At 70.1% G+C, this 19,211-nt stretch carries 20 protein-coding genes; 15 read left to right on the forward strand and 5 right to left on the reverse strand.

What is annotated here, in order from left to right:
- A complete protein-coding gene (locus tag C8E96_RS13960; protein ID WP_228769809.1) occupies positions 1-456 on the forward strand; it encodes a TadE/TadG family type IV pilus assembly protein in 456 nt (151 codons plus the stop codon).
- A 5-nt stretch (positions 457-461) separates the two neighbouring features.
- A complete protein-coding gene (locus C8E96_RS13965) occupies positions 462-1,031 on the forward strand; it encodes a TadE/TadG family type IV pilus assembly protein (RefSeq protein WP_228769810.1) in 570 nt (189 codons plus the stop codon).
- Between the two features lie 5 nt (positions 1,032-1,036).
- Here the strand turns inward: C8E96_RS13965 and C8E96_RS13970 are convergent, their stop codons facing one another.
- A complete protein-coding gene (locus C8E96_RS13970) occupies positions 1,037-1,561 on the reverse strand; it encodes an FtsH/Yme1/Tma family ATP-dependent metallopeptidase (protein WP_166657989.1) in 525 nt (174 codons plus the stop codon).
- 116 nt (positions 1,562-1,677) lie between these two features.
- Here C8E96_RS13970 and C8E96_RS13975 point away from each other — a divergent pair, with 116 nt between their 5' ends.
- The 3 genes from C8E96_RS13975 to C8E96_RS13985 all read left to right on the forward strand — a co-directional run bounded on the left by C8E96_RS13975 (position 1,678) and on the right by C8E96_RS13985 (position 5,922).
- A complete protein-coding gene (locus C8E96_RS13975; protein WP_228769811.1) occupies positions 1,678-2,160 on the forward strand; it encodes a pilus assembly protein TadG-related protein in 483 nt (160 codons plus the stop codon).
- Between the two features lie 40 nt (positions 2,161-2,200).
- Complete coding sequence (locus C8E96_RS13980; protein WP_091373242.1) at positions 2,201-2,629, forward strand: hypothetical protein; 429 nt, start codon at positions 2,201-2,203, stop codon at positions 2,627-2,629.
- A gap of 98 nt (positions 2,630-2,727) precedes the next feature.
- The gene (locus C8E96_RS13985) at positions 2,728-5,922 is read left to right on the forward strand and encodes a BTAD domain-containing putative transcriptional regulator (protein WP_091373246.1); all 3,195 of its coding nucleotides are present in this window, start codon (positions 2,728-2,730) and stop codon (positions 5,920-5,922) included.
- A gap of 1 nt (position 5,923) precedes the next feature.
- Here C8E96_RS13985 and C8E96_RS13990 read toward each other — a convergent pair whose 3' ends face one another.
- Positions 5,924-6,460 carry a winged helix-turn-helix transcriptional regulator gene (locus tag C8E96_RS13990; protein WP_091374173.1) on the reverse strand — a complete coding sequence of 179 codons (537 nt, stop codon included), beginning with the start codon at positions 6,458-6,460 and terminating at the stop codon, positions 5,924-5,926.
- A gap of 911 nt (positions 6,461-7,371) precedes the next feature.
- Between C8E96_RS13990 and C8E96_RS13995 the strand changes: the two genes are divergently transcribed.
- From C8E96_RS13995 to C8E96_RS14030, 8 genes are all read left to right on the forward strand, one after another.
- On the forward strand, positions 7,372-8,613 hold the full coding sequence (locus tag C8E96_RS13995; protein WP_091373249.1) for an AAA family ATPase: 1,242 nt from the start codon (positions 7,372-7,374) through the stop codon (positions 8,611-8,613).
- A gap of 34 nt (positions 8,614-8,647) precedes the next feature.
- Entirely contained in the window at positions 8,648-10,465 is a 1,818-nt protein-coding gene (locus C8E96_RS14000) for a vWA domain-containing protein (protein ID WP_091373252.1), read from the forward strand.
- A 78-nt stretch (positions 10,466-10,543) separates the two neighbouring features.
- Positions 10,544-10,900 carry a hypothetical protein gene (locus C8E96_RS14005; protein ID WP_228769812.1) on the forward strand — a complete coding sequence of 119 codons (357 nt, stop codon included), beginning with the start codon at positions 10,544-10,546 and terminating at the stop codon, positions 10,898-10,900.
- 112 nt (positions 10,901-11,012) lie between these two features.
- Entirely contained in the window at positions 11,013-11,585 is a 573-nt protein-coding gene (locus tag C8E96_RS14010; protein ID WP_091373256.1) for a hypothetical protein, read from the forward strand.
- Between the two features lie 77 nt (positions 11,586-11,662).
- On the forward strand, positions 11,663-12,517 hold the full coding sequence (locus tag C8E96_RS14015; RefSeq protein WP_091373260.1) for a restriction system modified-DNA reader domain-containing protein: 855 nt from the start codon (positions 11,663-11,665) through the stop codon (positions 12,515-12,517).
- Positions 12,518-12,561: 44 nt separating this feature from the next.
- Positions 12,562-13,146 carry a hypothetical protein gene (locus C8E96_RS14020; RefSeq protein ID WP_176926747.1) on the forward strand — a complete coding sequence of 195 codons (585 nt, stop codon included), beginning with the start codon at positions 12,562-12,564 and terminating at the stop codon, positions 13,144-13,146.
- Positions 13,143-13,508, forward strand: coding sequence for a hypothetical protein (locus tag C8E96_RS14025; protein ID WP_091373266.1), 366 nt, complete (start codon positions 13,143-13,145; stop codon positions 13,506-13,508). The genes C8E96_RS14020 and C8E96_RS14025 overlap by 4 nt, the downstream gene beginning before the upstream one ends.
- Entirely contained in the window at positions 13,505-13,846 is a 342-nt protein-coding gene (locus tag C8E96_RS14030; RefSeq protein WP_091373269.1) for a hypothetical protein, read from the forward strand. Before C8E96_RS14025 ends, C8E96_RS14030 begins: the two co-directional genes overlap by 4 nt.
- A gap of 735 nt (positions 13,847-14,581) precedes the next feature.
- On the opposite strand, the gene C8E96_RS33265 is transcribed toward C8E96_RS14030, so the two are convergent.
- Positions 14,582-14,752, reverse strand: a complete 171-nt coding sequence (locus tag C8E96_RS33265) for a hypothetical protein (RefSeq protein ID WP_166657990.1) — start codon at positions 14,750-14,752, stop codon at positions 14,582-14,584.
- A 93-nt stretch (positions 14,753-14,845) separates the two neighbouring features.
- Positions 14,846-15,697, reverse strand: coding sequence for a MarR family transcriptional regulator (locus C8E96_RS33270; RefSeq protein ID WP_091373272.1), 852 nt, complete (start codon positions 15,695-15,697; stop codon positions 14,846-14,848).
- A 275-nt stretch (positions 15,698-15,972) separates the two neighbouring features.
- Here C8E96_RS33270 and C8E96_RS14040 point away from each other — a divergent pair, with 275 nt between their 5' ends.
- Together C8E96_RS14040 and C8E96_RS14045 are read left to right on the forward strand one after the other, a co-directional pair.
- Positions 15,973-16,473 (forward strand): hypothetical protein, encoded by a 501-nt coding sequence (locus C8E96_RS14040; RefSeq protein WP_091373275.1) that lies wholly within the window; start codon positions 15,973-15,975, stop codon positions 16,471-16,473.
- A 474-nt stretch (positions 16,474-16,947) separates the two neighbouring features.
- A complete protein-coding gene (locus tag C8E96_RS14045; protein WP_091373278.1) occupies positions 16,948-17,706 on the forward strand; it encodes a restriction system modified-DNA reader domain-containing protein in 759 nt (252 codons plus the stop codon).
- Positions 17,707-17,885: 179 nt separating this feature from the next.
- Here C8E96_RS14045 and C8E96_RS14050 read toward each other — a convergent pair whose 3' ends face one another.
- The gene (locus C8E96_RS14050) at positions 17,886-19,196 is read right to left on the reverse strand and encodes a hypothetical protein (protein WP_133794443.1); all 1,311 of its coding nucleotides are present in this window, start codon (positions 19,194-19,196) and stop codon (positions 17,886-17,888) included.
- Positions 19,197-19,211: the final 15 nt, after the last annotated feature.

Here is a 19,211-nt window from a genome sequence, read left to right on the forward strand (position 1 = left end):
GTGACCAGGCCACACGAGGCGCGACCATGCCGACGCGGGCGGGCGCATAGGTGCCGCCGTCTGCGGGAGCTGCTGCGCGGCGAACGCGGCGCGGTCAGCGCCGAGCTGGTCGTCGCCACGCCGCTGTTGTTGTTGATGCTGCTGGCGATCGTGCAGCTCGCCCTGTGGTCGCACGCCACGCATATCGCGCAAGCCGCTGCCTCCCAAGGGCTCGCCGTCGCGCGAGCCCAGAGCGGCACGGCGGCCGCGGGTAGTGCCAGTGCGCAGCAGATGCTCGACCAACTCGCCCGCGGCCCGCTGACCGGCGCCGCCGTGGCCACCGACCGCACCACGACCACCGTGTCGATCCGAATCACCGGGACCGCCACCTCGGTGATCCCGTTCCTGAGCCTGCCCGTCCACGCCGAGGCCGTCGGACCGGTCGAGCGTTGGGTACCGGACCTGGCGGGCGGGTGAGCGCGATGACAACCACCCCATCCGCACCGACCACGACACCGGGCCGCGCCGCCGCGTGCCCGCTGCGTGGCCCGGGACGGCCGCTGCGCGGCGAACGCCGTGCCTGCCGGTGGTGGGTGGCATGGTGGCGGGACGATCGGGGTTCCGTGGCCGCCGAAGTCACCATCGCCGCCCCGTTTCTGATCATGCTGCTGGTGTTCGTCGCCGTGGTCGTCCACCGCGGTGTCGACGCCAGGTTGCGGATCGAGGGCGCCGCGCACCAAGCCGCTCGCGCCGCCAGCATCCAACGCAGCCCCGCCACCGCCACGACGGCGGCCGAGTCCACCGCAAGCAGCTCGTTGTCCTCGGCCGGGGTGAGCTGTGCGTCTCTGACCGTGAACACCGCCGCCGCAGGGATGCGCCCCGGCGGCACGATCAGCGTGACCATCACCTGCACGGTGGACTTCGGCGACGCTCTGATCCTCGGCGTGCCCTCCAAGACCTTGTCCGCCACGGCGATCGAGCCGATCGACACCTGGCGTGCGGCCACCGGCGAGTTCACGAGCTTTGAGAGCCGAGTGGGGAATGGCCGATGAACCGCTCACAGCGTCGGTGCCGCGTCGAGGTAGTGCCGGACCTGCTGCCCGGTCAGTGTCCGGTGCTCCAGCAGTCCCGCCGCGATCTGGGCGACCTGCGGCCAGTATCGGTCGAGCAGGTCCTGCGCCATACCGGCCCACGGATCTGCCTGCCTGGCAGGGAGGCCGTAGGCGCGGCGAGCCTGCGCGATGAGCTGCAGGTCGTCGTGTCCACCGTGCAGGTAGGCGTCGAGCCTGACGTCGTCGGCGGTGATGCCCTCGCGGCGCAGCTCGATGTCACTGGTGGTGTCGAGGACGTGGCGGGCCTGGGCGAGCGGTCCGGCGTGCGCGACCACGGCGACCGTGGACAACTCCACCGCGCGAGGCCGGACCGCGGTGAACCCGGCTCGTCCGGTGCCACGAGGGCGCAGGGTGACGTAGCGCAGCGACCGGCCCTGCAACACGTAGACGACCGCGTGACCAGCCTCGTGCCAGGCCGTCAAAGTGTCCTGGCTTGCCGACGGCGAGGGTCCTGCATCGGGCTTGGTCACGCTGCCCATTCTGGCCACCCCGCCACGGCACCGGTTCCCCAGCCTCACGGCGTATCGGTGTGCGGTCTGACGTGGTGGCGCGCTCAGGATGAGTTCACGGCCCACGGGGGTGGCTCGTGAACCGCGGCAGCCGCTACATGCGGCCGATCCGGTGGGCTCAGCAGTGGCGAGCCCGCCGAGCCGCGTACTGGCGGGCCGACGACGGCCGGGCAACCGTTTTCGTCTTGGTGCTCACCGTCGGGATCCTCGCGCTGGCCGGTCTGACCCTCGACGGTGGGTCGGCCTTGTCGAGCAAGGTCAAGGCCAACGGCCAGGCCGAGGCCGCAGCTCGCGCCGGCGCCCAGGCCATCGACCTGACCTCCTACCGCGAGACCGGCGCCCTGCACCTGGTGCCCACCCAGGCTGTTGCAGCCGCCCACAGCTACCTCGCCACCGTCGGCGCCGATGGGACGGTGACCGTGTCCGGCGACACCGTCACGGTCACCGTCACCGCGACCCACGGCACCCAGTTGCTGGGCCTGGTGGGGATCTCCAGTTTGACGGTGCACGGCACCGGGAGTGCCCACCCGCAACGCGGGGTGCTGACCATCGACCCATGACCACCCGAACCCGAGGCGTGTCAACGACAAGGAGAGCAGGATGGCGACGACCGAGGAGATCGAACGGCGGGTGCAACAGGCCGATGCCGCCCGCAGCGCGAAACGCGCCGCGGCGGCCCGGCAGGTCGGCGAACTCGCCGGGCGCCGGGCCGTGCTCGCCGAGCAGCTCGACGACATCGAGCGTGAACTCGGCGATGTGCTCGCCGCCGTGCACGACGTCATGGACGTCGACGAGCTGGCCGCCTTCACCGACCTGCCAGCTGCCGATCTCACCCGCTGGCGCGATGCCCGCGCCCGCCGCAAGCCCACACGGCCCACCCGCAAGCGGCCCACGAAGGCTGACGACACCGGCGGCGGACGATCAGCGCGCACCACAGCATCGGCGCCGGCGGTGAGCACGGCGGCCGAGTTGCGGACCAGCTCCACCGCCGAGGACAAGGCGGCGCGCGTCCCGGCCGATGTCGCATGACACCACCTACCGCACACAGCGGACGGCCCGGTCCGGCACCGCCCGGTGGGGTGCTGATCGACGCGTAAACCCTGCGCTGCCAAGGAATCGAGCACGCCGTGACCACACCACCGCACTCCCTACGTCGGACACCGGCGCGGCCTCCGAGCACCGACCGCCGCGCACGATCAGCCCTGGTCGGCGTAGCCTGTCTCGGCGGGCGGGTGCTGCGAGGGCTGATCGCCACCGCGGCGCTGCTGGTACTCGTGGCCGGTGTGCCGTGGGCGCTGTCGCACTACATCGGCTGGCCGCTGCCCGACCACGTACCTGACTGGGCCGAAGTCCGGGGTGTGCTGCTCGGCCCGATGAGCACCACGTTCCTGTTGAGCTTCCTGGCCTGCTTGATCTGGATCGTCTGGGCCGCCTTCACCCTCGACGTGTTCCGCTGTGCGATCGACCTGGCTCGTAGCGGTGTCGACACCGTCCGCCTGCCGGACTTCTCGGGCGCTGGTCCCGTGCACGCCTTGGCGGGCTTGCTGGTCGGCGCGGTCCTGCTGTCCGTCCTGGGCAACCGCGCCGCACCCGCGCCGACCAGTCCGTCGTCCTCGGCGCTGGGCAGCGGGGCGCACGTCGTGGCGACCGCCCCGGCCTGGCAGCACCCCGCCGACCCCGGCGAGGTCGTCGTGCGAAACGCCGTCTTCGCCACCAGCGCGGTGAACAACATGGCGGTGAGCTCGCCCGCGCGGCCGGTGTCGGTGGTGGTGCTCGCGCCGCACGACGGGGTCTACGACTCGCTGTGGCGGATCGCGAAACGCACCCTCGGCGACGGCGCACGCTGGCCCGAGATCTTCGAGGCCAACAAAGGCAAGCCCCAGCCCGACGGCCGACCGTTCACCCGGCCCAGCCTCATCTTCCCCGGCCAGGAACTGGCCCTGCCCGCCGACACCACAGCCGCGCCAACCCGGCCTGCACCGCCTCCACACGAACCGCCCGCGCCGACACCGACAACTCCAGCACCAACTCCAGCCCCGACCACGGCACCGCCGACCAACGCGCCGCCGACGGATGCCCCCCTGTCCGCCCCGGCGACCACGCCCGCCGCGCCCAACACCGAGCGGCAGCCGACCGCGACGCGCACGGATGCGCGTCCCGCAGGGGCACGGGAACCAGCCTTCCAATGGGGATCGGAGATATTCGTCGGGTTGGGCCTGGCGGCGGCGGTGAGCACCGCGCTGCTGATCGCCCGCCGCCGCTACCGCGCCCGGTACCGGCCCGGCAGCGGTGACCGCGACGACCTGCCCATGGCGCCGGTGGTCTACCAGCTGCACCTCGCGCACCTCCGCGCCGGCGACGACGAAGTCGACCTCGACTCCTACTGGGACGACGAAGACGGGGACAACGGCGACGGCGACGCCCTCGACGACGCCCCGCGGCCTCGGCGTGTTCCACCGCCTCCCACCGTCGTGATCGGTGCCCCTACGGCTCATTACGAGGCACCGCGTACCGCGGTGGCGCCGGGGCTCGGTGTGCGCGACGGCCGCGAGATCGCCCTGGACCTCGCCGCCTCGCGCGGGCTCGGACTGGTCGGCGCAGGCGCCCCAGCCGCGGTTCGAGCGTTGCTGCTCGCCGCGCTCACCACCGCCGACCGCCCGGCCGGCTCGGGTGCGGCGAGCGTGGTGGTCCCCGCCGAAGACCTGGCTGCCGTACTCGGACGGCCGACGACCGACGTGCCCACCGCCGTGCGCGTAGTCGCCGACCTCGACGCCGCACTGGACGTTCTGGAGGCCGAGACCCTCGTGCGCGCCGCCAGCCGCGACTCGAAGCCCTGGCCGCCGCTGGTGCTGATCGCGCGGCCCCCGCACCAGCACCCGCGGCTGCAAGCCGTCCTCGACAACGGGGCCCCGATCGGCGTCACCGGGCTGCTGCTGGGCCAGTGGCAACCCGGCGTCACCTGCTACGTCCGCGACGACGGCACAATCACGTCCACCAGCCCTGGCCTCGGCGAGGCCCTACGCGGAACCCGGATGTTCCGTCTCGGTGGCGACGACACCGCCGACCTGCTCGCGCTGCTGCGCCACACCGAATCACCAGCCGACGACAGCGACAGCGGTGACGACGAGCCGCTCGTGTCGCCGATGACTCGGCCCTGGAATGGCCGAGTACCCGGCAGATCCACCGATCCGGGTGGGAATGCGGCGGCCGTCGTGTCGATGACCGACACGGAGCTGGAGGTCACCGCGGCGGTCACGACGGCACCCCCAGCCGACACCGAGCTGGAGATCCTCGGCTCGCGCAGCCCGCGCACGCCCCGCGCCAGGCTGCGCCCGCAGGCCGCACCGCGGTTGGCGTCGTCGGAAACGCGCTCACGCGGCGAGGTCGAGGACGCCTCGGCGCCGACCAGCCAGCACGCCTCCCCAGCCGTCAGGGAAGGCACCGAGGATGGGGTGGCCGACGGGCAGCGGGCGCTGATCACGGTCACGGTGCTCGGTGGTCTTCGGGTGCACTGGCACCCCGACGCCGAAACCGACGAGGACGGGCCGGGGCGGGAGATCACCGGGGCGTTGCAGCCCCGCAGCCAGGTGCTGCTGGTGCTGCTGGCGTTGCACCCCGACGGCGCCACCCGCGACACGCTCGTGGACGCGTTGTGGGGCGAGGACCCACCGGCCCGGCCGACCAACTCCTTGCACACCGCGCTGTCGCGGCTTCGGCGCGACCTGTCGCGGGCGACCGACGGCACGGCGGGCGAGGTCGCCGCGGCGGACAACGGCCGCTACCGACTCGACCCCGCTCGTGTGCGGGTGGACTACTGGCGCTTCGCCGCGGCGGTCGCCGCCCGCCGCACCGCCACCACCGACGCCGAACGCGTCGCCGCCTACCGGGAGATCGTCGACAGTTACAGCGGGCGCGTGGCCGACGGTATGTCGAAGATCGACTGGCTCGAACCCATAAGGGAGGCGACCCGCCGCGAAGCGATCGACGCCGTGTCCGCCCTGGCACGCGCCCTCATCGCCGAAGACCCACAGCAAACCCTGGACCTACTGGAGGTCGCGCGAGCATTCGACCCGCACAACGAGCTGCTGTATCGCGACATCATGCGATTGCAGGGCGAACTCGGTCAGCTCGACGCGATCCCACGGACGCTGACCCTGCTCACCACCCGGCTCGCCGAGGTCGGTGACGAGCCCACCGCGAAGTCCCGGCGGCTCGCGGCAAACCTCAGCCGCCAGCACGACACCGACCACACCGAACGCGCTGATCGCTCCGCCGGACCCGTGCCCCCTGCAGTAAGGAGCGGGCATGGCCGAAGCGCGTGAGTCAGCCGAACTCGTCTCGAACCCGCGGATCCTCCGCCGGGCCGGAATCCCCGCCGACCTTGTCGGAGATGTCGAGTGCGGCACGCTCGGCGACATCGATGATCACGCCGATCCCACCGCCATTCCCGTCATCGGCATTCCCGTCGCCATTGCGGCGGGCGTATGCCTGAGCGTGGGCGATGAGTTCTGGATGCGCGTCCACCCACGGGAGCAGCGCCTTCGCGATCTCCAGGTATTCGGAGAGGGCTGGATTCAGGGTGTAGTAAACCAGGTGCGGAAAAGTCATGGTGTCGGACGTGCACGTCACGAGACCCTCTTCGGTCATCGTTTTCAGTGTTCGCGCCAGAATGCTATCGTGCAGGACGTGTTTGTCCGACCATTCCTTGCCAATGGAATACGAGCTGATTGTGGAAAGAATCTCTTTTCGACGCATGGGACCGCCCTGGAGTGTGACCAGGATGACCGGCGCCCATTTGTCGCCGAAAAGGTACTTCAGGTCGCACCAGGCTCGAAGAAGCCTCTCGTCTCCCGCGTTCACCGCGTCTCCCCCCATGCGCCCGTCCGGCTCGCTGACCGCACTCGCCACCCGTTGTCCGCAGTGTGGCCCCTCCGCCGCGCTGGGTGGTCGCACCTGGTCAACGCCAGCGCGGCCACCAGCCTCGAACTCCCCGTGTCGTGACGATGGAGATCCCCCCATTACGTCGACCAGCCAAACCAGCCCACGGCATTTCTCCTCGATACGAACCAGCATCGGACGTCACCCCTGGTAGTCGAATGGGAGATCCTTTACACCAAGAGTGACTGCCGCCGGGGGTGCATACGGGGGATCAGGATGGGGTTCATACGGGGGATCACGTTAGACGACCACCCTGTGCGCTTCGGGAAGCCGCAGCTCATCGGGGGTGCATGGGGATCCACTGGTGTCCCAGACTCGCTTGGCCACAAGCAGGGAGTCACATCGGGCAGGCGGTGTGGCCTGCTCTCGTCACACTCCTTGCTGGTCGGCAGCCATTCGTTCCTCACCTTCATTTCTCCCCACCTTCCCCATTTCTCTATTCTATTTCGTGAAATCATCCGCTCGCTTCGTTATTTCTCCACCCTGCGCGCTCTATTCTATTTGTCTTGCGCTCCCACTCCGCGGTGTCCGACACGACGGCAGGTCGCTGACCTGCGGAAACGAAAGGTGGCGGGAAAGGTGACCTCGCGCGCGCCGCCGAATGGCGAGGTCATATTCACGCGTAAAGAGTCTTGAAAATGGGCGGGGTTTTCGTATTGCGCGCCGCGCGGTGTCGAGTCATAATTGAATTGTCGCCGGGGGGACCGGAAAACTCACCGAATACCACACCCGGCGCGAGCTATGTCCGACGCACGACACCGGCGAAATAGCCGGACACGTTTCCACGGAATGCGCGCCCGCCCGCCGCGCGCCTATCGAAAGGACCACCCGCGATGACCACGCCGACCACGACCGCCCCGGCAGCCATCACTACCCCCGCCGCCGCGCCCACCGCGCCGGCCACGTCGTCGGGTCCGTCGGTGCCCCGGCTGCGCAACGGTGAGTTGCGCGCGATGGTCGCGCGGGTGCTGGCCGATCACACGGGCACGGGACTGACCCCGCGCGCGATCGCGCACACGCTGAACCGGTCGTCGGGGGCGGTGGGCAACGCGTGCAAGGTGTTGGCAGACAAGGGCGACGCGGCGGTCACCTCGACCGCGCCACTGACCTACCAGGCGACCACGAGCACCGCCGCCGTCGCCGCCGCCACGATCACCCCCGCCCCGGCGGGTGCCCCCCGCGCGCGCCGCCCCAAGAAGACCACCCCCGCGCCCGCCACGACCACCGCCACCGCCACCGCGCCCGCCTCGGTGGGGGCGGGGGATTCGGCGGCACCGGTCACCGGTCCGGTGATGCGCCCGAACGGCATGGCCTACCACCCTAGGCAGGTTGCCGGGATGCCGGACGTGACCGCGCTGCGCAAGCTGCGCGAGGCCGGCGTCGCCGCCCTGATGTACGGGCCGCCCGGCACCGGGAAGACCTCGGTGATCGAGGCCGCGTTCCCGGACCTGGTGACCGTGCAGGGCGACGGGGACACCACGGTCGCCGACTTGGTCGGCGAGTACACCCAAACCGGCGACGGTCGCTACGTGTTCGTGCACGGACCTCTGGTCCGGGCGATGCGCGAGGGTCGGACCCTGTTCATCGACGACGCCACCTTGATCCCGCCGACCGTGCTCGCCGTGGTCTACCCCGCGATGGACGGACGCCGCCAGATCATCATCAAGGCCAACGGGGGCGAGACCGTCGACGCCGCCGCCGGCTTCTACGTCGTCGCCGGACACAACCCCGGCGTCCACGGCGCGGTCCTCACCGACGCCCTCTCGTCGCGGTTTTCCGCGCAGGTCCACGTGTCCACCGACTATGACCTCGCCGCACAGCTCAAAGTGGACCGTCGCGCGGTGAAAGCCGCGCGCAACCTGTCCACCCGGCAGGCATCCGGTGAGGTCGGGTGGGCACCGCAACTGCGGGAACTGTTGGCGTTTCAGAAGATCGCTGACGTGTTGGGGGTAGCCGCTGCCGCCGGGAATTTGGTCGGCACCGCCCCGGAAGACGACCGCGAGACCGTGTCCGCCGTGGTGCGTGACGTGTTCGGCAGCGAGGTCGCCCCGCTGTCCCTCGGTCCCCGCATCTGACCCAGCCCGCACCGTCCGGAAGGGACACCGCGCCATGACCACGCACCTCGCCATCGACCCGAGCGCGACCGGTTCGGTCGTGTTTCCCGCCCGCCCCGAATGGCTCACGCTGTCCGCCGCGCTGGCCGAGGAGGTCCCCGTGATCGCCGACCGCGAGGACTTGCTCGTCACGATCGCCCCCGGTGCGGGCGGGGGTGCCCCGGCGTGTTTCTTCCCCGCCCGCGCGCTGATCGAACTCGACGCCGCGCACCTCGGTGTCGACCCCGCCACCGTGGACCCGGCGAACCTGTCCGACCGCCCCCGCTACGCGACCACGTGGGGGCTGCTGACCCACGAATGCGGGCACGCCAAACACACCGCCTGGGACCCACCACCCACCGCGCCGCCCGGTGTTGCCGCCGCCGCCATGCTGCTGGAGGAGCCCCGGATGGAAGCCGCGCAAGTACGCCGCCGACCCGATGACCGGCATTGGTTGCGCGCCAGCGCGTCCGGCATCATCCTCGCCGATCTCAACCCGACCGCCGACCCCGCCGGCGCGCCGCAGATGACCGCCCCGCACGCCGCCCACGCCGCCGCCCTGCTGCTGGCACGGGTCGACGGCGGCATCCTCACCCGCGCCGAGGTCGCCCCCGTCGCCCGTGTCATCGAAGACGTGCTCGGCGCGGACACCCTGGCCAAACTGCGCACCATATGGCGGAAAGCGCTGACTACCGCCGACGACGACGGCGAGACGATGATGGACCTCGGGCGGCAATGGTGCGAGATCATCGGCACCGACCCCAACACCCCCGACCCCACCAGCGGGACACCCGACCCGACCGCCACCCCGTCCCCGAACGGTTCCGGCACCCCGTCCGGTTCGTCATCGGGCGGCACCTCGTCCGGCGCGTCGGGCGGCACCCCGCCACCGTCGCCGTTGGCGGGCGCGATCGCCGCCGCGCTGGACAACCTCGCGGCGAACGTCGCACGGGCAAGGGCACCGGAGGACCCCGCCGCCCGCGCCGCCGACGCACGCGCCGCCGAGTCCGCCGCCGCGAACGACGCCGCCCGCGCCGCGCGGTCGGTGTTCACCGGTTCGGGCGGCACCCGCTACGGGAAGACCGCGGCGGCGGGCACCCGCCCGCCCACCAACGAGGAACGCACCGCCGCGCGGGTGCTGGCGCGCGCGCTGAACACCGCCGGGGTCCGCGACCGGGTACCGGTCAAGACCACCTCGCCCGTGCCACCCGGACGGCTGCGGATGCGCGGCGTGCTCGCCGCCGACGCGCAACGCGCCGCCGGGGCACTCCCAACGGCCGAACCGTTCACCCGCACCACCCGCACCCCGGTACCGACCCCACCGCTACGGCTGGGCATCGCGTGCGACGTGTCCGGGTCGATGAAATGGGCACGCGCCCACGTCGCCTCGGCCGCGTGGATCTTGGCCGACGCCGCCCGCCACACCACAGTTCCCACCCAGACAGCGAGCGTGATCTTCGGGAACAAGGTCCGCCCGATCACCCGCCCCGGCAAAGCCCCCACCGCCGTCACCGAGTTCAACGCCAACGACAACTGGGAGGACGTTCCCACCGCCATCGACGCCCTCGACGGCGCGCTCGGACTGTCCACCCCCGGCGCGGCGCGACTGCTGGTGATCGTGTCCGACGGCGACTTCCGCGCCCTGCCCCGCCGCGACGGGCAACGCAAACTCGACCGGTTGCGCGCCACCGGGTGCGCGGTGTTGTGGCTGACCATCCGCGCCACCGACACCCCCCTCGATGGGACGACCCAGCACCGCCTGACCGACCCCGCCACCGCCGCCCGCGCCATCGGACACGCCGCCACCACCGCCCTACGCGCCGCCACCCGCTGAACCAGCACGTTCCGGGGGCGGGGCACACAACCCGCCCCGGAACACCACCCCGACCGAACACAACGAGAGGTGATCACCATGTCCGACAACAACACCCCGACCACCACCGAGGTCATCGCCCCTGAACGGCGACCCATCATGGCGCACACGATCACGACCGCCGGCGAGTTGGTCGCCGCTGTCAACCGCTACGACCCCGACGCCCCCATCCGGTTCGCCATCGCGCCCGCCTACCCGAACGCACGACACGGCCGCCCGATGCAGGCCAGCCTCGGGCGCGTCGTGTGCGTACCCCAGGACGCGGAAGCCGACGGCACCGAACCGACCGGACCGCCCGTGGTGTGGATCGCTGAAGGCTTCCAAAGCGGCTACCTGCCCGCCCTCGTCGCCGACGCCCTCGGGTGGGGACGAGTCGATCCCGAGGACTACGGCTGAAACGAACCCACCGGACCGGCAACCGTGTGCCTATGGCTGCGCAAGCTCGACCGGTCGCGACCCACCCCACACCGACGACTCGATCAACCGGCACATACCCGAGGAGAACACGATGTCCAGCACGACGACGCTCAACGAGTCTGTTCGCACCACCACGGACGAGCACTACCTCACGCGCACGGTTCACCATGCCGGACAGGTGATCCGCGTCCGCATTCGCCGCGCACGACACGCCTACGACAGCTACGCGATCGGTGAGGTCCTTGCCCGCGACGGTGGCCGATGGACTCGCCTGGTCGAGGAACACGCCCACGACAACCCCGACAACTGGTTCCGCACCGTGGAATCACCCGCCGAATCCGCCGATCCCGCACCGCCGGCACTGCAAGGGCTGTCCGACCAACTCATCCAGCGGGCAGCCGAGATCGTCGCCGCCTGCCCGTCCGCCGCCGAGGGCTGGTCGGACATGAACATCATCCGCGCACTACTCGGACGTGGAGCCGACGAATACCTCGAGCCCGGGGTCATCGCCGAGGCCAACACCGACCCCGACACCGGACCGGTCCACATCATCCGTTGCTCCGACGGAAAAGTCGTGGTCACCACCTCACACCGCAGCGACTGCGCCTACGTCACCAGCTCAGGCCAAGCCCAATGCGACAACGACGCCTGCTACGGCCACTGAGGCCCCCCACCTCACCACCACCTCCGCCGGTGACCCTCACCCGGCGCGACCCGCGTCACGTCCACAGGGAGCCATCCATGACCACGAACACGCCACACGCGACCGAGACCGACCACACCCGCGCCCTGCCACCGGAGGCGGTGATGCTCGCCCCGGCACCGCCGCACACCGTGCCGATGCGCCCGCCCACCGGGGCGTGGGGGCTGGTAGTCGTGGCGGTGCGGACCACCGACGCCGCCGGAGCCCCGGTGCGGTTCGACGGCGACCCGCCCGCGCCCGACCCAGCCGGCACCGACACCGCCGCCCTGTTGGCGGGGGTGTGGCTGCCCGCGCCGCCGCCCGCCGACCCACACGCCGGGGACGTCGTGGTGCGCCTGCACCCACCCGACAACGGGACCGACCCCACCACCGCCGACGTCGAGGTCCTCGCCGCCATGGACGGGCAGTGGCGCACGGTCCGCGCGTGGCGGGCGGTCGGCGCGCGCTGGCCGCACGAGGTCGCCACGACGGTGCTGCTGCACATGCGCTACCTCGCCGACGCCGCCCTCACCGCCGCCCAGTGGGCGACGCTCACCGGTCCGATCGCCGCCGCCCTGCCCGCCGGACTCGTCCCGACCGGGCTCGCGGGCGAGGCCGCGGGCTCACCCTGCCGTCGCGCCGCGCACGACGCGCTCGCCGCGCTGATCACCGCCGGGCTGGTTCAAGTCGGCGAGCAGGTCGTGTTCGGCGCGCACACCGCCACGATCGGAGAGGGCGGTGTCCTGCACGACGACGGACCCCACGAGTACTCCGTCTCGACCGTGACCGCGCTGGCCACCAACCTCGCGGGCTACACCGCCAACGGCTGGCACCTATGGCGACGCGCCCACGACCACCGCCCACTGGCCGACCTACGCGCCGAACTCGCCACCACCACACCGACCGCCAGCTGATGACCACCCCGTCCGACGCACCGAATCGAAGGAGGACAATCGCAATGATCACTAGAGACGAGACCGCCGAGGCCATCGGGAACCGCTACCGCTACACCCGGATCATCGACACAGCCGGACACGTCGTCCGGGTCCGCATCGAACGCCACTTCTACGACTCGTACAGCTTCGCCCACGTCGAGGTCATCAACGACGTGAAGAGCTGGACCCTGCTGCTCGACGAACCCACCCGCGACTGGTGGGACGCCTCCCCGCCCCCGCGCAAGGACATCGACGCCGCCGCCGTGCTCGCCCCGCTGGCCGACCGGCTCCTGCGTCGCGCCGCCGCCATCCTCGCCCCACCCACGACGACCACCGCCGTGTCGCCACGCGTGTTGGACGCCGTAGCGGCACTGCTGAGCACCGTGTACGGCTTCGACGGCGAACGCCGCGTCGACCCCGACGAGATCACTTGGGCGACCGCCCACGGTGGCGGGCTGCGCGTCTTCGAACACGCCGACGGTGCGGTGACGTTCACCAAAGCCCACCGCGACGACTGTCCGTTCGTCACCAGCACGGGCACCCGCGCCTGCGACGACGAGTGCTACTACGTGGTGCCCACACGCCTCGATGGCCCGCTCGGATCATGACCGCCACAGTCGACTTCTACGACGGGCGCGGACGCCACGCCGTGTTGCTCGGATCGCTCCAGGGCGACGCCGAACCCGAGAGGCTGCGCGCCCTCGCGTGTGGACGGCTACTGCTCGACGCCACCGACCCCGTGACCTACGCCGACGCCGTGGCCAACCTGCTCGATGTCTGGACCAACGACCGGCACGGGCACGGCTACCACCCGCGCGACGGCCAGCCGTGGCTGCGGCCGGATAGCCACACCACCTCCTGGGTGTTCGCGTTCGACCACGGCCGGGTGTGGATCACGACCGGCCGCGCGTGGCAACCCGCCGACACAACCGATCGCGGGCTACAAGCGGAACCAGGCTGCACACGATGACCGAGCACACCGAAGGCGGCGGGGACGGTGGCGAGCCCCGGCTCATCGACTTCGAGGAACGCTGCCCGGACTGCGACGTGGCAGTCGGCGAGGCGCACATTCACCATGAGGACGACGGTGGGTGCGACATCGCACGGTGCCTGATGACCGGGTTGCAGCGGCTGATGTGCGACCTCGACCACGACTGCGGCCAAGACCTGTGGACCGGGTGGTGGCCGGGCCAGCTCGACTGCGAACGGCTCGGCTGGATGCTCGGCCCCGGCTTTCCCGACCTGCGCCGCCTCTATGCCGAGGCGACCTGGGACGCGCACCGATGCGCCTGGGTGGCGTCCCCCTGACGCACGCCTCACTCGCAGGATGGGTTCGCTCGACGCGTCGCATAAGTGGGTGATCACGCCGACTTCTACGTCGCAAACGGGCCGCGCGCCCCGCTGGCTGGGCTCCCTGGCCGATGTCGGACATCCCGCCGCGCTGGCCTTGCCCCACCCGACGCGACCGGGGTGCTTGTCCGCCGCCAACCCAAGACGCCTACGAGGCGGACCGTCGGCGCCCTGCTCGACGAGCAACGCACTCGCGACGTCGGGTTCCATCGCGCGGCCCGCCCCGGTGAAACCGGCTTGGCCGTGGATCGCGTCTACCAGCGGCGACCGGCACGCCGACATGTTCTGGTTCGTCCCGGACCCTGACCCTCCCGACGACGACGGCAAGTCGGCGACCGGACCGCACGCCGAACTGCCGGCCGTCCGCGACACCTCGCCCACGACGGCGACCTTCGCCTGGAACGGGTTCGGTATCCCGGGTAATGCCGATCCCGATTTACGACCCCGTTGCCGCCGGTGGTTCGCCGGAACTATTTGGCTCGCCGCGGCGAGGTCGCTCGCCCCGGCGGTGCCGCCGCGGGCGAGCAGCTCCGTGGACCGCCGGTGGCCGCCGGCCGACCTCACCCGCCCGGCGGGTCCGCGAGGCGATGCACACCCTGCTGCGCCCCGGCCCCCGCCGCCGCGGTTCCACGGGTTGCCCAAGGATGCGCCGTTCGCTTGCGAGCGCATCGTGGTGGGCCTTGCGGTTCCTGGTCAAACGCCGACCACTGCGCCGAGGACAACAACCCCATCCACGCCGCCGAGCTGCTCGACGTTCCTGGAGACGTTGCGCGCGGCCAGACCCGCTCCGAAATCGGGCGGTTGATCAACGCAATGGATCGCCGCGCGATGGACCCCGTCGTGCACAATCAAGATCTCGTTCATCGAGGTCGGCGCGGCCAGAACGGTGGATGTCGTTGTGCCCCAACAGTGAGCGAGCACCGTTGGGGCACAACCAGGCTGTGCTGTCCGGGGGGGTCAGGCTGACGCGGCGGCGGTCGCTTCCTTCGGCGCGAGTGCGAACCGCTTCGGCCGTTCTTTGGTCTGTACCGCGATCTTGTCCTTGACCAGTTTGTCCAGCGCGTTGGAGACCGCGCCGCTGGATTTCCCGCCGAGCTTCCTGGCGATATCGACCGGGCTGAACTCCTGATCGGGGTGGTCGCGCAGGTGGTCCTCGACCATCCCGCGCAACGCGCCGGGTGCCAACCGCGCCGCCGTCGCGTCGGATGAGGCACCGTCGACCGTGGGCTCGGCGGTTTCTGCGATGGGTTCGACATCCGTAGGGGCAACCGTTTCAGCAGCGTTGTCGGCCGCAGCGGTGTCCGGCTCGGTGTCGGCCGGTGCGGTGGCGATTGGCGCGCTGTCAGTCGGCTCGGGGTCGGCTCCGCCGGCGGGCGGGGTGTCGGTTGTGTCCGGTGTGGGCTGCGGGGTGCCCTCCGTGGCGGTGTCGTCCACCGTTGCGACGACGCGGTTCTGTTCGGTGTCTGCCGGGGTGGCGGGGGCATCGGGGGTGATCGCCCACCGGTCGGCGGAGCGGCGACCGCCGTCGGGGATTCCGGCGGTGCGGATGACGGTGCCGTCGCCCGCCCATCGGGTGAGGATCTTCTGCGCCGTGGATTTCCCGATCTTCGCCGCCTTCGACAGGTCGGTGGCGGTGCTGTCCGGGTCGGCGTGCAACGCCGCCCACAGCGCGTCTTCGGCGTCCGTGCGGGCCGTCACGGCAGCGGCGTCGGGGTTCCGGTCGGGAACCGGGTGCGGGGTTCGGGCGGTGCCGGTCGCCCCCGTGGTGCGGGTTTTGCTGGTTTTGCGGGTGCGGGTGGTGTCGGACATGACGTTCCCTCGAATCGGTTGGTGATCGGTGGTGGTCATGCCCCGGCCGGAGCGGGTGGCCCCCGGTGCGCTGCCGGTTGTGTTCGGGCCACACGACTATGGACGCTCCGTCGGCCGCTGAAGTCAAGCGTTACCCCGAAATCACATCTGTCTCGTGTGGATGGTCACCCATTTGCGTTGCGGCGCTTGACATCTCGACACGAGCAGAGCGTTCATAGCGATCGCCGGGTCGCCGACCGGCCAACATTTCACCCGACGAATCAGGGGTAGACACAATGACAACGCCACATTTCGCCGCCATCCGTTTCCAACGCTCCGAGGGGCTGACCGTGCACGGCCCATTCACCGACCGCACCGACGCCATCGTGGTCGCCGACCGGTTCGCCGACACCACCGACACCTTCGCGCAGCCGATCGCGCTGGCCCCGCCGGACGCCGATCCGATCACCACCAGCGTCGCCGCCGAATCGACAGGCACCGTGCTCGAACTGAACAACGAGATCGCCGACGCGCTGTTTGCCGACCACCTCGATCCCGTGCCGGATATGGCTACAACCGTGGTGGTGTCAGTGCTGGTCGACCCGCCCGCGCGAAAGATGGTCCTGTGGGTCGGCCCGTTTCCCGGCATGACCGAGGCGCGGTTGTGGCTGGACCAGGCCAGCGGCGATCACCGGGCGACCATGCGCGTGCACCGGCTGCGCGGCCTTGACTTGGTCGAGCCGCCTCCGGGACCGGACCCGACCGCAGACCCGAACGTCGCCGAGGCCGTTGCCTGACCGGAACCTCTGAGATCGTGGCCCGTGAGGACAGTTCGCGGGCCACGGTCTTGGGCCGGACGGAGCGAACGCCTTCCCGCACAACGACCTCGGGAGATCCTCTACGCCCACAGATCATTCCCCCCAACGCAGGGATGACCCGACTCCAATCGTGGGCGTGCGGGGCTTCGACACGATCCGGGTGTCTCTTGTGGACGACCGCAACTGGCCAGACCGCTACGACAAAGCGGGTTCATTCACCGTCCGTTTCCGTACCAGCATTGACACCTCGACGGTTACGAAGCGTCCATACATGTCAAGCAAATCGGTGCACGGACACCGAACCTGAAGGGACACGACGAACCCATGACCGCCGACGCAATTCCGCCGACACCGTCCGAACCCGCACCTGACACCGCCATTGCCGTGCCGAATGGCGGTCCCCGGGCCGATCCACCGGTAGCGGTTCGGGTCGCGGCCCCCGGCGATGACGAGGTGACGATACTGCGGCGCGAGGGACTTCCGCCCGACGGTGTCATCCTCGCGCCCTCGGTCGCCGCCACCCCGATGCGACACCCCGACAATGCCTGGGCGATGCTGGTGCTGGCGGTCGATGTCCTAGACGACACCGACCCCGACCGGCAAGGCGAAGTCGCCCTGTTCGCCGGATGCTGGCTGACCCAACAGCGACCGGCTTCCCTGTCCGAGGGAGATCTCGTCCTCGTCCTGACCGCACCCGAGGGCGAGTCACCGCCCGACGACCTGGCCGATGTGGAAATGCTGCTCGCCCACCGGAGTCGATGGCTCCGGGTCGGCGAGTGGGAAGGTGTGGACCCGCGCTGGCCGTGGGCCGTCGCACCGACCGCTGCGGCGATCATGGGGCTGCACACCGAGGCAACCGACGTCGCCGCAGCGGCGAGGCCACCCGCCGATCGTTCTTTGGGAGGCTGGAGCGGTAATGGCGGTATCTACGATCTGCTCGCCGCCGGACTTGTCCGCGCGGGCGAGAAGTTCACCTGGGACCGTCCCGGTCGCGGTGCGCGGCACACCGCCAAGATCCACCCGGACGGCACCCTCATCCTCGCTGACGGCCGCGCCTACGCCAACCCCTCCGGAGCGCTCACCGCGCTCGGCGGCAAACACCACAACGGTTGGAAAGGATGGAAACGAACCTCGGACGGACGCCCCCTAGGTGATCTCCGCGCCGAACTGCGCACCCTCCGAGGGCTGACAAGCACACCACGACGGGTGTAGCCCTTGCCCCTTGCTGGACCGCCCGCATCCTGTCGTGTGGGAGGTCCGGCTGTGCTGTGTGGAAAGGCCAGTTCGCGCGGGCACGACCGCGGGCTGGACGGATTGAACGGAACGTACTGATGCGGAACCCGTCCGGGCGGCATGTTGGCAACCTTTGTCGATCCCGCGACGTGCGGGCGTCAGAGGCGTTCGACGTCGAGTGGTCGGGAACTTGCGATGATCACCGCTAGGGCGCAGTGCCGGATAAGTTTGACGTCCTCGCTGACGCTCAAGGCAGCAGGTGATCCGGGAACGAGCAGCAGGTTACGCCCGTCCTCGATTTCGCCTTCTGCGTGCACGGTCTGGTTGCGGAGCTTGGACAAGCGTTCAGCCACCCGTTTCACCAACTCGTCGCGCCTGGTCGCCTTGGAGATCACCGGAATACCGGGAAGGATGTCCCTGCGGGCCAGATGGCGCGACAGCGCGACGTCGGAGGCGATGAACTTGGCCAGGTCATGAGGCTCGACACAGATTGCCAAGGTCATAGCCAAGAGTTCTTCCTTCGAGTTCCGCTTCCGACCGTGGTCTTGGACGGCTGCCAGCAATGCCGCCGCGTCATGGTCGTCGCTGAGATCGAGGTGTGGATCCCTTATTTTCCTGCGGAGGAGCCTGATTCCGCTGTCCACCGCGTACCGCTGGAAGTGGTTCTCCAACACCTTGTAGTAGGCGTTGTACGCGTGGATCGGAACACTCTCCAGCTTTCTCGCGTCCCAGTAGTAGCTCACCGCCGTGTCCGCGTACGCGTTGAGTATGAGTGGCAAGGGCTGCCGCGCGACCTCCGGGCGAGGTCGTTGGGGAGAACGCGCGCCACCGCGTTCCCAGAATCCTTTCCAGTCGAACCGGGGTGACAGAACGAAACCTCTGCCGAACCGAGCTTCAAGTCCGATCGAGCACGAGCTGGCCACCGCTTTAAGCACGGCGTGGCCATGGGCCTGGTCGTGGAGCTTGGCGCCCGATATCTTCAGAGTCACAAGGTCCTCGCCGGAGTCGCCGAGCAGGACGAACGGAGGCGAGAGCCGGGACTCCAACGCGGTGAAGAGAGCACTCGGACGCGAGATCTCCACGGTAATCCCCTCCGCGGTCGGGGCGAAGATGATCTGTCCTGGCTCATGTCTGAAGGCGCCGTCTTGCGAGGCGAACACGCGTGAATCGACGCGATAGCTGTACGGACGAAGCGATCCTGCCCCGGAACGGGCGTTGACGTCCTCGATGATCGCCTCGACGTATCCCCTGCCAACCTGGATGATTCCCGCGTGTTCGGGCAGGAGCATGAGATCACTAGAGAGATCGGTAGTCAGCTGGCTCACCACCGAGAGCTCGTCAAGGCGCAGAGGTATCTCAATATCGTCGACACCGTCGCTCAGGTGCAGGGCGCGATCGAGCTTTCGGGCGAGGTTGGACGACGATGAGTTGTGATTTCCCCACGGCGTCAGTTTGAGTCCGAGTTCCACACATCGCGTGTGGAG

The sequence above is a fragment of the Actinokineospora alba genome, from assembly GCF_004362515.1.
Taxonomy (GTDB): domain Bacteria; phylum Actinomycetota; class Actinomycetes; order Mycobacteriales; family Pseudonocardiaceae; genus Actinokineospora; species Actinokineospora alba.

Excerpts from the sequence above, each read along its gene's own strand:
- C8E96_RS13965 (WP_228769810.1), top strand. The coding sequence starts at position 462 with ATGACAACCACCCCATCCGCACCGACCACGACACCGGGCCGCGCCGCC.
- C8E96_RS13980 (WP_091373242.1), top strand. The coding sequence starts at position 2,201 with ATGGCGACGACCGAGGAGATCGAACGGCGGGTGCAACAGGCCGATGCC.
- C8E96_RS13995 (WP_091373249.1), top strand. The coding sequence starts at position 7,372 with ATGACCACGCCGACCACGACCGCCCCGGCAGCCATCACTACCCCCGCC.
- C8E96_RS14000 (WP_091373252.1), top strand. The coding sequence starts at position 8,648 with ATGACCACGCACCTCGCCATCGACCCGAGCGCGACCGGTTCGGTCGTG.
- C8E96_RS14005 (WP_228769812.1), top strand. The coding sequence starts at position 10,544 with ATGTCCGACAACAACACCCCGACCACCACCGAGGTCATCGCCCCTGAA.
- C8E96_RS14010 (WP_091373256.1), top strand. The coding sequence starts at position 11,013 with ATGTCCAGCACGACGACGCTCAACGAGTCTGTTCGCACCACCACGGAC.
- C8E96_RS14015 (WP_091373260.1), top strand. The coding sequence starts at position 11,663 with ATGACCACGAACACGCCACACGCGACCGAGACCGACCACACCCGCGCC.
- C8E96_RS14020 (WP_176926747.1), top strand. The coding sequence starts at position 12,562 with ATGATCACTAGAGACGAGACCGCCGAGGCCATCGGGAACCGCTACCGC.
- C8E96_RS14025 (WP_091373266.1), top strand. The coding sequence starts at position 13,143 with ATGACCGCCACAGTCGACTTCTACGACGGGCGCGGACGCCACGCCGTG.
- C8E96_RS14030 (WP_091373269.1), top strand. The coding sequence starts at position 13,505 with ATGACCGAGCACACCGAAGGCGGCGGGGACGGTGGCGAGCCCCGGCTC.
- C8E96_RS33265 (WP_166657990.1), bottom strand. The coding sequence starts at position 14,752 with ATGAACGAGATCTTGATTGTGCACGACGGGGTCCATCGCGCGGCGATC.
- C8E96_RS33270 (WP_091373272.1), bottom strand. The coding sequence starts at position 15,697 with ATGTCCGACACCACCCGCACCCGCAAAACCAGCAAAACCCGCACCACG.
- C8E96_RS14040 (WP_091373275.1), top strand. The coding sequence starts at position 15,973 with ATGACAACGCCACATTTCGCCGCCATCCGTTTCCAACGCTCCGAGGGG.